The 13,765-nt window shown below is 69.4% G+C and carries 11 protein-coding genes; 7 read left to right on the top strand and 4 right to left on the bottom strand.

Annotated features, from left to right (window positions below):
- The first annotated feature begins 48 nt into the window (after positions 1-48).
- Both TSH58p_RS13960 and TSH58p_RS13955 read left to right on the top strand, forming a co-directional pair.
- A complete protein-coding gene (locus tag TSH58p_RS13960) occupies positions 49-1,032 on the top strand; it encodes a hypothetical protein (protein ID WP_109068689.1) in 984 nt (327 codons plus the stop codon).
- Between the two features lie 142 nt (positions 1,033-1,174).
- Positions 1,175-1,594: a nuclear transport factor 2 family protein gene (locus tag TSH58p_RS13955; RefSeq protein WP_109068690.1), complete on the top strand. Its 420-nt coding sequence runs from the start codon at positions 1,175-1,177 to the stop codon at positions 1,592-1,594.
- Between the two features lie 28 nt (positions 1,595-1,622).
- On the opposite strand, the gene TSH58p_RS13950 is transcribed toward TSH58p_RS13955, so the two are convergent.
- From TSH58p_RS13950 to TSH58p_RS13940, 3 genes are all read right to left on the bottom strand, one after another.
- Complete coding sequence (locus tag TSH58p_RS13950; RefSeq protein WP_109068691.1) at positions 1,623-2,801, bottom strand: serine hydrolase; 1,179 nt, start codon at positions 2,799-2,801, stop codon at positions 1,623-1,625.
- Between the two features lie 185 nt (positions 2,802-2,986).
- On the bottom strand, positions 2,987-4,678 hold the full coding sequence (locus TSH58p_RS13945) for a glycosyltransferase family 39 protein (RefSeq protein ID WP_109068692.1): 1,692 nt from the start codon (positions 4,676-4,678) through the stop codon (positions 2,987-2,989).
- Entirely contained in the window at positions 4,675-5,826 is a 1,152-nt protein-coding gene (locus tag TSH58p_RS13940; RefSeq protein WP_109469232.1) for a glycosyltransferase family 2 protein, read from the bottom strand. Before TSH58p_RS13940 ends, TSH58p_RS13945 begins: the two co-directional genes overlap by 4 nt.
- Before the next feature lie 402 nt (positions 5,827-6,228).
- Between TSH58p_RS13940 and TSH58p_RS13935 the strand changes: the two genes are divergently transcribed.
- The 4 genes from TSH58p_RS13935 to TSH58p_RS13920 all read left to right on the top strand — a co-directional run bounded on the left by TSH58p_RS13935 (position 6,229) and on the right by TSH58p_RS13920 (position 11,150).
- Positions 6,229-8,238, top strand: a complete 2,010-nt coding sequence (locus tag TSH58p_RS13935) for a methyl-accepting chemotaxis protein (protein ID WP_109072285.1) — start codon at positions 6,229-6,231, stop codon at positions 8,236-8,238.
- 118 nt (positions 8,239-8,356) lie between these two features.
- The gene (locus TSH58p_RS13930) at positions 8,357-8,995 is read left to right on the top strand and encodes an elongation factor P hydroxylase (RefSeq protein WP_109072286.1); all 639 of its coding nucleotides are present in this window, start codon (positions 8,357-8,359) and stop codon (positions 8,993-8,995) included.
- A 51-nt stretch (positions 8,996-9,046) separates the two neighbouring features.
- Positions 9,047-10,213, top strand: coding sequence for an ABC transporter substrate-binding protein (locus TSH58p_RS13925; protein ID WP_109072287.1), 1,167 nt, complete (start codon positions 9,047-9,049; stop codon positions 10,211-10,213).
- 22 nt (positions 10,214-10,235) lie between these two features.
- The gene (locus tag TSH58p_RS13920) at positions 10,236-11,150 is read left to right on the top strand and encodes a branched-chain amino acid ABC transporter permease (RefSeq protein WP_109072288.1); all 915 of its coding nucleotides are present in this window, start codon (positions 10,236-10,238) and stop codon (positions 11,148-11,150) included.
- A 194-nt stretch (positions 11,151-11,344) separates the two neighbouring features.
- Here TSH58p_RS13920 and queC read toward each other — a convergent pair whose 3' ends face one another.
- Positions 11,345-12,040, bottom strand: coding sequence for a 7-cyano-7-deazaguanine synthase QueC (gene queC / locus TSH58p_RS13915; RefSeq protein WP_109072300.1), 696 nt, complete (start codon positions 12,038-12,040; stop codon positions 11,345-11,347).
- A gap of 254 nt (positions 12,041-12,294) precedes the next feature.
- On the opposite strand from queC, the gene TSH58p_RS13910 reads away from it, so the two are divergent.
- Positions 12,295-13,665, top strand: a complete 1,371-nt coding sequence (locus TSH58p_RS13910) for a hypothetical protein (protein WP_109072289.1) — start codon at positions 12,295-12,297, stop codon at positions 13,663-13,665.
- The last annotated feature ends 100 nt before the right edge of the window (positions 13,666-13,765 follow it).

Here is a 13,765-nt window from a genome sequence, read left to right as displayed (position 1 = left end):
GGTACGATCATACCCTTACGGCGAAACAATCACGCGCGGGAGGCGGCGATGTATTACTCGGAAATGTCCGGACCGACAGGGACGACCAGCACGGTCCTGCAACAGGCGAACAACGCCAAGAAGGCAACCGAGAGCAAGGCCGCGGACGGCGCCAAGGCCGCCACCACGACCGACGCCGCGACTCCCGCGAAAAGCGCCAGCCCGGCCTACACGATCAGCCAGTCGATGGAGAACCTGCTCGACAACCTGTCGGGCAAGAAGCCCGCGGCGGCGGGCGCCGACGGCGCGAACGCCGGTGCTGCGGGCGATGCGGCCGCCGGCGGCAAGACCGGCGCCCAGGCCATGGCCGACCGGGCCAAGCAGGCCGAGCAGATCATGCAGAAGGCGCTGGAGCAGTCCAAGGGCCTCTCCGGCCTGTTCGAGAAGGCCATCGACAACATGGCCGGCGACCTCGGCAGCCTGCTCGGCGGGCTGGGCATGTCGGACGACGACGTGAAGGGTGCCGTCGGCGATTTCGGCAGCGCCATGAAGGACAAGCTGAAGTCCATGGATTTCAGCCAGATGGGCATGAGCATGGAGGAAGCCCGGTCGCAGTGGTCCATCGAGTCCCGCGGCATGGAGCTGACCATCCAGGACGGCGACAAGTCGGTCCGCATCTCCTTCGCCAAGTCCACCCTGGACTTCACCCGCGAGGACCGCGGCCTGTCGGCCACGCTGAACGCGGACGGCTCGGGCAGCGCCATGTTCTCCGCCGCCACGACCAAGGTGTCCGGCAAGGCCACCGGCATGATCGTCCGCGCCAACGGCTTCAGCGACGATGAGATCAAGGGCGTCCTGGAGAAGCTGAACGGCATGGCCGCGAAGGGCGGGATGAACGGCCTCGGCGCGCTGACCCCGACCAAGAGCGCCGATGGTGTGATGCACCTGAACCTGGACCTGTCGCAGCCCATCGCCGGCCTGACCGACGGCAGCAGCGCCGCCAAGGGCGGCACCGCGGCGGAAGCGCCCCAGAAGGTGGACATCACGGCGTGAGGCGGCGCGGGCCGTTTTCCCGTTCCCGCGAAGGGGGTTCCCGCAAAAGGGGTGCGATCTGTGATAACGGGGGCCCATGCTTGCCGTTGAGCCGGCTGCCCGTATAGAAGCGGCTTTCGCTGTTTCGGAGATTCGCTTCCCCATGACCGACCGCAACGCCGTGCTGGCCGCGAACCGGGCTTTCTATCAGGCCTTCACCGCGCGCGACTTCCCCGCCATGGACCGGCTGTGGGCCTCCCGCCTGCCCGTATCCTGCATCCATCCCGGCTGGACCATTCTGTTCGGCCGGGAGGCGGTGGTGTCGAGCTGGCAGGACGTGCTGCGCGCCCCCCGCGGCCCGGCGGTGCAGTCGCGCAACGAACGCGTCAGCCTGTACGGCGACACCGCGGTCGTCCTCTGCGAGGAGATCGTGGGAGACGCGGTCCTGGCCGCGACCAACCTGTTCGCGCGCGAGGACGGCGAATGGCGGCTGGCCCACCATCAGGCCGGACCGATCGCCGAGCCGGCTTCGCAGATCCTGACGCCTCCCGACCGCCCGCCACCCGGCGGCCTGCTGCACTGACCGCGGCCTCTCATCCGCCTTCCGCGTCTCAGCGGCGCTCCGCCGCGTTCTCCAGATGCCAGATCAGGTCGCCCACCACCCGGTCGGCGGCGATGCGCTCGGGGTCGCTGTTGGTCAGCGCCACCGCGGCCCATCGGTGCGCGCGTGAAAAGGCGATGTAGGCGTTGAAGCCGCCGGTGGAGCCGGAATGCCAGAGGATCGGCGTGCCGTCCGCCGCCCAGGCGACGAACCAGCCCAGCGCCATCGCCCCCTGCCCCAGCGCCCCCGGATCGCGCAGCGCCCGCCCGTCCACCTGCACCGACTGGGCGAGCGCCAGGGTCGCGGCGGTCTCGCCGTCGCAGGCGGCCTTTCCCAGGCCGGTGCAGTCGCCCATGTTGGCGCGCAGCCAGCGCAGCAGGTCGTCGGCGGTGGAATAGAGGCCGAAGGAGGGCTGCATGGCCGGCGCCTCCCAATCGGGCACCACCTGCCCGCGGGCGTGGCCCACCGCCTTGCGGGCGCGCTGACCGGCGTTGGGCGCCAGGGTGGTGTCGGTCATGCCGAAACGCTCGGTGACCACCCGCTTCAGAAGGGTCTCGTACGGGATGCCGGAGGCGGTGGACAGGGCCTCCCCCAGCACCGCCATGCCGACGTTGGAATAGCGGAAGCGCGTGCCCGGCGGCACCGTCAGGCTGAAGCCGGACAGCCAGGCCCCCACCTCCTCCCGCGTCAGCGGCTTGTAGGGGTTGCGCGGGTCCTCCAGCCGGCTCCAGGAGAAGCGCGGCGTCTCCGGCACGTTGGGCAGCCCCGCCGTGTGGGTGGCGAGGTCGAGCAGGCGGATCGGCGTGCCGTCATAGTCCGGGGCGTGAACCGGCTTGGGCAGATGGCGGGCCAGCGGGTCGGTCGGGGCGACGCGCCCGGCGCGGATCAGTTCGGCCAGGATGGTGCCGGTGAAGGGCTTGGTCAGCGAGGCGATCTGGAACAGGGTGCGCCCGTCCGGCGGGCCGCCATCGGGCCGCCCGCTGTCGCCCCGACCGACGACGAGGCTGCGCCCGTCGCGGATCACCCCGACGACGATGCTGCCCGCCCCCGCCTCGGCCAGCCGGCGGTCGGCCAGCGCCGTCACCGCCTCGCCCAGACGGTCCGGGGCCACCGCGTCCGCCGGGGCGGGGGCCGTCGCCCAGACGGTGAGCGCAAGAAACGACACGACACCGAGCACCGGCCCCCGCATCCCCAGCCTCCGTCATCGCGCGCGGAATGGACGCGCTGAGGGAAGAGTGGGAAGCGGTCCCGCCCGCGGGTACGGCCGCGGACGGACATCACGCCAACGGAGCAGCCGGCCCCGGCCGGGTTAGACCGGTGAGAGGTGGCTCACTCGGTCGAATTCTGCTCGGTCGAATTCTACTCGGCCGAATTTCACTCGGTGGGTATCTCCGCCTGAGGCGGGCGGCGGTCCTTCACGATGGTCAGGGGCACGTCGTCGGCGGCGATCTCGATGATCGGCTGGCCGCCCAGCAGGCTGGGGCACTGCTTCACCTGGGTGAAGGCCATGAAGAAATCCGCCTTGCGCCAGTCCAGCCCGGTGCCGTTGACCAGCTTCAGCCAGGGCGGCAGCTCGAAGCGTACGGCCAGCGTGTTGCCGCAGACCGACAGGGTGTACTGACGCGACGGCGCCTTGCCGCCGTTCTCGCGCTCGACCAGCGCGACCAGCTCGGCCAGCGCTTCGTGCTGGGAGTTGCCCCAGTAATCCAGCTCGAACCGGCTCTCGGCCCCCTTCAGACCGCCGGTGAACTGGTTGTAGTAGACGTACTGGTTCGGGTGCATGGCGCCGAGCTGCCACGCGTACAGCACGGCCACCGCGATGGCGGCGGCCCCGTACGCCTGCCCCGTACGCCGGCCCAGCGCCTCGGCCCCGCTCCACAGCCGGTCGAAGGCGATGCCGGCCAGCACCGTCATCGGCGGCGCCACGAACAGGAAATGGCGGATGCCGTTGTAGACGGACGGGCGCATCAGCATGAACAGGATCACCGGCAGGAAGGCCGCCAGCGCCAGCGGCACCCAGCGCACCGCCCCGAAGGCGCCGTCCACGCTCCGCCAGCCGCCGCGCGCCGCCCACAGGACGGCCAGCACCACCGCGGCCAGGGTGCCCAGCAGCACCGCCTCCGGCAGCTTCACCCCCAGATAGACCGGCAGATAGAGCGCCGGCGGGGCGGCGGAGCTGACCATCTGCCCCATGAACAGCGTCTGGATGTCGATGGGGAAGTGCGAGACGACGCGCAGCGCCTCCAGCGGGTTCAGCGGCTTCTGCACAGCCCAGGGCCAGAACAGCGCCATCACCGCGTAGGCCAGCGGAATGGCCGGCAGCAGGGGCGGCACGGCGCGCCGGACGACGCCCAGCGCCGGCCGCAGCCCGCCCTGCCACGCCACCAGCACCACATAGAGCGCCAGCGCCACCGCGAGGTAGAAGCCGGCCAGCACCCCGCCCACCCGGATCGACAGGGTCAGGCCCAGCGCCAGCCCGAACTTCAGCACCGCGCTGCGGCGCGGGGCCGGCATCTGGCCGATGATGCGGGTGGCGAAATAGAGCGTCCACACCATGCCCGCGGCGAAGGGCACGTCCTTGGTGTTGTTGAACATGGCGCCGTAATAGACGCCGGACAGCGCCAGCAGCGCCGCCGCCAGGAAGCCCGCCCGCGGCCCGGCCAGCAGCCGGGCGTAGCGCCAGCAGCCGGCGATGCCCAGCACCCCGACCAGCGCGCAGAGCAGGTGGCGCGTCTCGTACTCCTCGAACGGGGAGATCGGGACCACCAGGGCGGTCACCAGATCGAACAGCCCGCCATAGAGGTACAGGTCCTTGAAATGGAAGGCCGACCGGTCGGTGAAGCCGGACAGGTAGAAGGACAGCAGCTTCTTGCCGTAGATGTGCTGCACCTCCTCGTCGGTGCTGATCCCGTAATTCCGGAAGGTCAGCCCGGCGAGGATGATCAGGCACAGCAGAAGCGCGCGCGCCATGTCGTCCCACAGGGCGCCGGCGCGGCGCTGGGACAGAGCGCCCGCCGGGGGCGTCGCCCCGAGGGGATTCAGGCCGAGCGGCGGCATCAGGCTCATGAAGGGCGGTCCTCGCTTCCGGGCCGGCGCCAAGCGCCTGCATTGGCCCCCGGATTGGCCGCCAAATTGGATGCCGGAGCGGCGGCCTCGTCCTCGAAGCCGTGCGCGGAACGGACGATGTAGAGGGGGCGCCCCTTCACCTCGTTGAACACGCGGCCCAGATAGTCGCCGATGACCCCCAGCGTGACGAGCTGGATGCCGCCCATGAACAGCACCGCGGCCAGCAGCGATTCATAGCCGGGCACGTCGATGCCGTAGATCAGGGTGCGCAGCAGGCGCAGCAGGATGTAGACGAAGGCGAAGCCGGAGATCGCCATGCCCACCAGGCTCCACACCCGCAGCGGGAAGGTGGAGAAGGCGGTCAAGCCGTCGAAGGACAGGCTGAGCAGCTTCAGGAAGCCCCACTTGGTCTCGCCACCCGCGCGCTCCCCCTGCTCGTAGGGGATGCTGGCCTGACGGAAGCCGACCCAGGCGAAGATGCCCTTCATGAAGCGCGTGCGTTCCGGCATGCGGTTGATGACGTCGACCACCCGGCGGTCCATCAGCCGGAAGTCGCCGACCTCGCGCGGCAGCTTGACCTCCGACAGGTTGTCGAAGATCCAGTAGAAGGCGCGGGCGAACATCCGGTGCTTCAGGCTCTGCCCCACCCGCGCGTGGCGCACGGCGACGACCACGTCGTAGCCCTCGCGCCATTTGGCGAGGAACTGCGGCAGCAGTTCCGGCGGGTGCTGCAGGTCGGCGTCCATCGGCACCACGGCGTCGCCGGTGGTGTGGCGCAACCCCGCCGACAGGGCCAGTTCCTTGCCGAAGTTGCGCGACAGGTCGACCACCTTGACCCGCGGGTCGGCGTCATGGACGTCCAGCAGGCGGTCGAGCGTGTCGTCGCGGCTGCCGTCGTTGACGCAGACCACCTCCCACTCGGCGTCCAGCCGGTCGAGCACCGGCACCAGCCGCTCGAACAGCGCCGCGATGTTGGGGCCTTCGTTGTAGAAGGGGATCACCACCGACAGGCGCCCCCGCTTCGTGCGGGCGGAACGCGACGGCTTCGGGGCGGAAGCGGCGTCGCTCGGCCTGGGGGCGGTGGTGGGGGCGGCGGTGGGGGCGGTGCTGGCGGAAGCCGCCAGAGTGGGCGCGTCGGTCAGGGACATGGCCGGCCGTTGGGTAAGATCATCACGAGCCGGGTCGGAGGGGTCCAGGCAGGCGTCCCCGGCGGGGCGCTTCGCCCTTTGGCATATAGCACGATACATGCGGATGAGCAAAACGCCTCTATTGTGACCATCCACGGCCTAAGCCGTGACCAGCACGCCGCTGGAGCCGGTGCCGGAACGGCCCGTCGCTGTGGGCTAACGCCGCGGGCAGGACAAATATTCCAAGCCCCCGCGAAACCGCCAGAACCCGGAAGGATAAGGACATCCCCAAGGGTGCGCGGACCGCCGCGCGCGACCGTTTTCGAGAGCTGGAAACCAGTTGGCACACTTAATGAATTGGTAAGCGGACACTGCCATGTTTTGTATCTAAACCATTCAGCCTCATCCGGAGTTTTCCCGACCATGAGCCTGTTCAACCATCTGCGGGTCGGCACCAAGATCACGGCGGCGAACGCCGGGGTTCTCCTCTTCCTGGTCGCCATCGGCGGCATCGGGGTGTACGCCCTGATGGACGCGAAGAACGGCTTCGCGACCTATCAGACGCTGGCCCGCCAGACCACCGAGGTCGGGCGCATCCAGGCGACGATGCTGGAGGTCCAGCTCCAGGCCAAGACCTTCCTGCTGACCGGCAGCGAGGAGGCCGCCCACACGGTGGACTCGCTGGCCGCCGACCTCGACGGGCGGATCGACGAGGCCAAGACCCTGTTCACCGAGCCGACGCTGAACCGCACGGTGACGCAGATGGACAACGAGCTGGGCCAGTACCGCGAGGCCTTCACCCGCATCATGGAGTTCCAGGCGACCCGCAACGAGGCGGCGGCGGAGCTTCTGGACCTCGGGGTCAAGATGGAGAAGGCGCTGAGCGGCGTCATGGACAGCGCCTACGCGGACGGCGACACCGAAGCCGCCTATCAGGCGGGCATGGCGGCCCGCCATTTCCTGGCCGCCCGCAACAACGTCAACCGCTTCCTGACCGACGGCTCGGCGGAGAGCGCCGACAGCTTCCGCAAGGAGCTGCAGAACGCCCGCGAGCGCGGCAACGCGATGCTCGCCAAGCTGACCGAGCTGGAGCGCCGCCGCGGCGCCTCGTCCTTCCTGGCCTACCAGCGCGTCTTCGCCACCCAGTTCGAGAAGGCGGTCGTCGCCACCACCAAGCGGGACGAGCTGGTCTCGCAGGTGCTGGAGACGCTCGGCCCGACCGTCAACGCGCGGGTTGAGCAGCTGCGCGACGCCAGCGCCCGCCAGCAGGCGGCGCTCGGCGCCACCGCCACGGAGAACATCGACCGCGCCCGGACGATGACCACCGCCGCCGCCGTGGTCGCCGTCCTGCTCGGGCTGCTCTCCGCCCTGCTGATCGGGCGCGGCCTGTCGCGGCCCATCGTCTCGATGACCGACACCATGACCCGTCTGGCCGGCGGCGACCGCCGGGTGGACGTGCCGGGCCTGGACCGCGGCGACGAGATCGGCGGCATGGCCAAGGCCGTGGAGGTCTTCAAGCACAGCCTGATCGAGGCCGACCGCATGGCCGCGGAACAGGCCGCCGAGCATGAGACCCGCCGCGAGCGGTCGGAGCGCATCGACTCCCTGACCCGCGAGTTCGACCGCATGGTGATGGAGGTGCTGTCCCGCGTCTCCTCCGCCGCCACCCAGCTCAACAGCACGGCCCAGGGCATGTCGGCCACCGCCGAGCAGACCACCCGGCAGGCCAGCGCCGTCGCCGCCGCCTCCACACAGGCGACCGCCAACGTGGAGACCGTCGCCGCCGCCGCGGAGGAGCTGTCCAGCTCGATCCAGGAGATCAGCCGGCAGGTCGCCCAGAGCAACAGCATCGCCGGGCAGGCGGTCAGCACCGCCGAGCGGACCGACGCCACCGTGCGCGGTCTGGTCGATGCCGCCCAGCGCATCGGCGAGGTGGTGCAGCTCATCAACGACATCGCCAGCCAGACCAACCTGCTGGCGCTGAACGCCACCATCGAGGCGGCGCGTGCGGGCGAGGCCGGCAAGGGCTTCGCCGTCGTGGCGAGCGAGGTCAAGAGCCTCGCCAACCAGACCGCCAAGGCGACCGAGGACATCTCCGGCCAGATCGCCGGCATCCAGCAGGTCAGCCGCGAGGCGGCCGGTGCCATCGCCGAGATCGGCCGCGTGATCGGCGAGATCAGCCACATCTCCACCACCATCGCCGCGGCGGTCGAGGAGCAGGGTGCGGCCACCCAGGAGATCAGCCGCAACGTCCAGCAGGCCGCCCGCGGCACGCAGGAGGTGTCCGGCAACATCGCCGGGGTGACCCAGGCGGCGGAAGCCACCGGCGACGCCTCCCGCCAGGTGCTGGACGCCGCCGACGGGCTGAGCGGCGAGGCGGAGGGGCTGCGCGGCTTCGTCTCCCGCTTCCTGACCGACATGCGGGCGGCCTGACGGCCTTTTCTTCACCCCTCCTCCATCCGATTGCGATGGAGGAGGGGTTTTTCTTGCGCCGCGCCGGCCCTGTTGGGCAAATAGGGGCCATTGCGCACCCCGGACTGCCTTTCCCATCATGATCCTGACTCCGATCCCGGCCGAGACGATGCCGGAGGCCCTGGCGACCTTCGAGCGCCTGCTGGCCGGCAAGCCCCTGCCCCTCGCCGCCTTCCGGCGCATCGCCGCGACATGGCCGGTGCCCGGCGGCGTCGACACGCCGGAGCAGCGCGCCGAGGCGGTGCGGCTGGCCCACGCCCACGGCATCGGCACGCTGGACGAGCCGCCGAACGCCTCCTTCATGTGGGACGGGGAGGTCATCCGCACCGACGTGGAATCCACGGTCATCGTGCATGAGGTCGCCCACTGGCTGGTCGCGGCGCCCGAGCGCCGCGCGCTCTACGACTTCGGCCTGGGGCCGGGGCCGGAGACGACCCTGCGCAAGGAGGCGCGCAGCCAGCAGAAGCTGACCTTCGAGGAGTGCATGCACGAGGAGCAGCAGACCTCCCTGCTGGGCGTGCTGTGGGAGGCCGAGCTGGGCCAGCCGGCGATCCTCGCCTTCCTGGAGCAGAACTGGATGGAGCGCTGGGAGCGGGAGAGCACCGCCGCCTTCTTCATCCGCCATGTCGAGGAACTCTTCACCCGCGGCCTGATCGACGCCGAGGGCCGCCCGTCCACGGCGCGCGCCTGGGCGGATGGACGGATGCAGGCGGCCTGACATTCGCACTGCCCATAAATCAATCATAACACCCCTGGAGGCTGGACCGTCATGACCCGCAACCTGCTTACGCTGGCCTCCGCGCTGGCCCTGCTCGCCACCCCGGCGGCGGCGGACACGCTGAAGATCGGCATGATCACCACCCTGTCCGGCCCCGGCGCGGGGCTGGGCATCGACATCCGCGACGGCTTCGCGCTGGCGGTGGAGCATGCGGGCGGCAAGCTGGGCGGGCAGGACACCCAGGTCATCGAGGCGGACGACCAGCAGAAGCCCGACGTCGCCGTCGGCCTCGCCAACCGCATGGTCGAGCGCGACCGCGTGCAGGTGGTGACCGGCGTGGTCTGGTCGAACCTCGCGCTGGCCATGCTGCCGACGCTGGCCGGCGGGCAGACCTTCTTCATCAGCCCGAACGCCGGCCCGTCGCAGCTGGCGGGCGCGCAGTGCAACCCGTACTTCTTCAACGCCGCCTACCAGAACGACCAGATCCACGAGGCCGTGGGCAAGCATGTCCAGGACGAGGGCTTCAAGAAGGTCTATCTGATGGCCCCCAACTACCCGGCGGGCAAGGACGGTCTGGCCGGCTTCAAGCGCTACTACAAGGGCGAGGTCGCGGGCGAGGTCTACACCCAGGTCGGGCAGCTCGACTACGCGGCGGAGCTGGCGCAGCTCAAGGCCGCGGCGCCGGACGCCGTCTACGTCTTCTACCCGGGCGGCATGGGCATCAACTTCATCAAGCAGTATGAGCAGGCCGGGCTGAAGGGCGCGGTGCCGCTGTTCGGCCCCGGCTTCTCCTTCGACCAGGACATCCTGTCGGCGGTCGGCGAGTCCGCGCTCGGCGTCAAGAACTCCGCGCAGTGGAGCCCCGACCTCGACAACGCCGCCAACAAGAAGTTCGTCGCCGACTTCAAGGCCAAGTACGGGCGCATCCCGTCCATGTACGCCGCCCAGGGCTACGACACGGCGCTGCTGATCGACACGGCGGTGAAGGCGGTCGGCGGCAACCTGAAGGACAAGGACAAGCTGCGCGCCGCGCTGGCCTCGGCCAAGCTGCAGAGCCTGCGCGGCGAGGTGGCCTTCAACACCAACCACTACCCGATCCACAACATCTACCTGCGCGAGGTGGTGAAGGGTGCGGACGGTGCGGTGACCAACAAGACGGTCGCCACGGTCTTCACCAACCACGCCGACGCCTACGTCAAAGACTGCCCGATGAAGTGAGGCGGAGCCAGGACGCCGGAGAATGGACGCGCTCCTCCTCGTCGAACAGGGGCTGAACGGGCTTCAGCTCGGCGTGATGCTGTTCCTGATGGCCGCCGGGCTGACGCTCGTCTTCGGCATCATGGACCTCATCAACCTCGCCCACGGCACCTTCTACATGGTCGGCGCCTACCTGACGGCGGCGCTGGTGCCGGTGCTGGACAGCTTCCCGCTGGCGCTGGCGGCGGCGGTTCTGCTGACGGCGCTGCTCGGGCTGGTCGTGGAGGCGGTGGCGCTGCGCACGCTCTACCGCCGCGACCATCTCGATCAGGTGCTGGCGACCTTCGGGCTGATCCTGTTCTTCAACGAGCTGGTGAAGATCATCTTCGGCCCGGTCCCCATCTTCCTGAACCCGCCGGCGGCGCTGGCCGGGACGGTGGACCTGTTCGGGCTGAAATACCCGGCCTTCCGGCTGGCGATCCTCGCCGTGGGCATCGCCGTGGCGGTGTTCCTGTGGCTGCTGATCGCCCGCACGCGGGTCGGCATGCTGATCCGCGCCGGGGCCACCAACCGCGAGATGGTGATGGCGCTGGGGGTGGACGTCCGGCTGCTGTTCGGGCTGGTCTTCGCGCTGGGCTGCGGTCTGGCCGGTCTGGCCGGGGCCATGGCCGGGCCGGTGCTGGCCGTTCAGGTCGGCATGGGCGAGCAGATCCTGATCCTGACCTTCGTGGTCATCGTGATCGGCGGCATCGGCTCGATCCGCGGGGCGCTGGCCGGCGCGCTGCTGGTCGGCATGGTGGACACGCTGGGCCGCGCCCTGCTGCCCGCCGCCTTCCGTCTGGTGATGGACGCCGCCAACGCCAGCGCCGCGGGGGCCGCGCTGGCCTCCATGGCGATCTACGTGCTGATGGCGGTGGTCCTGGCGATCAAGCCCAAGGGGCTGTTCCCGGCGCACTGACGTTCGGGATTCCTGGGAGACAACAGGGTCTTCACGGATTTGGGCACGGATGACACGGATTTCTTTTTGAGCGTGCTCCGCGCGTGCCAACCGGAAAGGCCTGCACTGGGGACGGATAAAAGAAAATCCGTGAAATCCGCGTCGGAATCCGCGAAATCCGCGAAGACCCTGTCGCCGCCGAGAATCCGCCCCCCTCACCGCGGCCCGTAGGCCACCGGGTCGGCCAGCCCGGCCTCCTGGAAGCCCTTCAACCGCAGCAGGCAGCTGTCGCAGGACCCGCAGGCCGTGCCGTCCGGCGCCGGGTCGTAGCAGGAGTGGGTCAGGCTGTAGTCCACCCCCAGCTCCAGCCCGCGGCGGATGATGCCCGCCTTGTCGAGCGTCATCAGCGGGGCGTGGATCTTGAACCGGCTGGTGCCCTCCACCCCCGCCTTGGTGGCGAGGTTCGCCATGGTCTCGAAGGCGGCGATGTACTCGGGCCGGCAGTCCGGATAGCCGGAATAGTCCAGCGCGTTCACGCCGATGAAGATGTCCGACGCCTCCAGAGTCTCCGCCCAGGCCAGCGCGAAGGACAGGAACACCGTGTTGCGCGCCGGGACGTAGGTCACCGGGATGCCCGTCCCCAGATCCGCCGCGCTGGCGTGCTTGGGCACGGCGATGGCGTCGGTCAGGGCCGAGCCGCCGAAGGCCCGCAGGTCGATGTCGGCGATGACGTGGCGGTCCACCGCCATGGCCGCGGCGACGCGCTTGGCCGCCTCCAGCTCCACCGCGTGGCGCTGCCCGTAGCGGAAGCTGAGCGCGTTCAGCCGGTAGCCCTGCTCCCGGGCGATGGCCAGCACCGTCGTGGAGTCCAGCCCGCCGCTGACCAGCACCACCGCGTTCCTTGCGTTCATGTCCCCGCCCTTTCCCATGGCCACCGTCCGGCCCGGCATAATCCGCTCCTTGCCATGGGTCAACGGCGGTGACCGACCGACGGCGATCCCGCCCCTCAGCCAGGGCTCCCGGCCCACGGCCCGATCGAAAAAACCTCAGGCTGTTAACGCTTCGGAAATTCCCCCTGAAGCATTCTTGTTCGTGAAACGAACATTCAGAAGGCAGGCATAGAACCGGCACCGCGACGTCCGCCGGTTGCGAGGGAGACATTGCCGTGAACGCAGTCCAACCGCCGCCCAGCGTCCAGGACGAACACGCGGACTCGCTCTGCACCGACCTGGCCTGTCACTGCACCGGCGCCGCCAAAGCGGCGGATTGCCAATCCTCCTGCCACCTGAACGACGCGGCCTTCCGGGAGCGGGCCAAGGAAACCCTCTTCAGCGGCCGGGTCATCACCGCCGGGGCGGTGCATCTGATCGGGCTGGAGGACATCCGGGATCATCTCGGCGACCGCTGGGAGCGGGTGAAGGAGCGGGTCCACGTCTACACCGACCGCCTGCTCGAAAAGATGCTGTCCCCCCAGGACGTGTGGTTCCGGCACGGCGATTCCCAGTTCATCATCGTGTTCGCCCATGCGGACATCCAGGCGGCGCAGCTCATCTGCGGAAAGATCGTCGAATCCCTGCACCAGTCCCTGCTGGGGCACAGCGACACCAGCCAGATCGTCGTCAAGACCGCGCTGGTGGAGATCGACGGCAGCATCGCGGTCGGCAGCGCGCGGCTGGACGAGTTGCTCAACGCCGCCAGCCAGTCGAAAGAGCCGGCCGGCCGGCCGCAGTCCGAGGAGCGCCGGCGCCCCTCGCTGTCGGCCTTCGCGCTCGGCAACGACGAGCCGCCGCCGCCGCCCAAGGTGCTCTTCCGCCCGGTCTACGACGTGCGCCACAAGGTGATCTCCACCTACACCTGCCGCCCGGACCTCCTGACCTGCCGGCACATCAACCAGATCATCATGGCCGAATTCCTGCAGGAGGAGGCCATCTTCGAATACGACATGGAGGCCCTGTGCCACGCCGTCCGCACCTACGATGAGCTGTACAGGAAGAATTTCCGCTACGCCCAGACCATCCCTGTGCATTTCGAAACCCTCGCCTCGGCGCGGCGGCGGCGGGAGTATCTCCAATCCTGCCGGATGATCCCCGCCTGTCTGATCCCCTTCCTGGCCTTCGAGCTGGAAGGGCTGCCGCAGGGCATTCCCAACGGCCGGCTGGCCGAGTTGGTCACCCTGCTCCGCCCCTTCGGGCGCGCCACCATCGTCATCCTGCGCGAGGAGAACACCGACATCGGCACCTACGCCAGAGCCGGCGTCAAGGGTGTCGGGCTGTCCATGGACTTCCGGGACGGCGATCAGCGCTGCATCGACAAGATCAACGCCTTCTGCCCCGTCCCGCGCAAGCACGGCCTGTTCGCCTATCTGGACGGCATCCGGAACGTCGAGCAGTTCCAGGCCGCGATCGAGGCCGGGGCGGCCTATGTCGGCGGGGCCGTGGTCGGCAAGGATTCCGAGTTTCCGGAACACATGCGGCGCTGCACCGAACGGCAGATGCTCTTGCGGGCCAGGGTGAAGGCACGCCGCGGATCGGCATAGCCAAGCCCGGCGAAGACACGCCCCTTTCCGCATAGAACGTCAGAAAGCGCCGGCAGGACGGCCCTGTTAACGCATTAGCAAGTGCGAAAGGATCATGCTG

It is taken from the genome of Azospirillum sp. TSH58 (assembly GCF_003119115.1).
Taxonomy (GTDB): Bacteria; Pseudomonadota; Alphaproteobacteria; order Azospirillales; family Azospirillaceae; genus Azospirillum.
The sequence above is the reverse complement of the archived record's forward strand: the minus strand, read 5'-3'. Positions and strand labels throughout refer to the sequence as shown.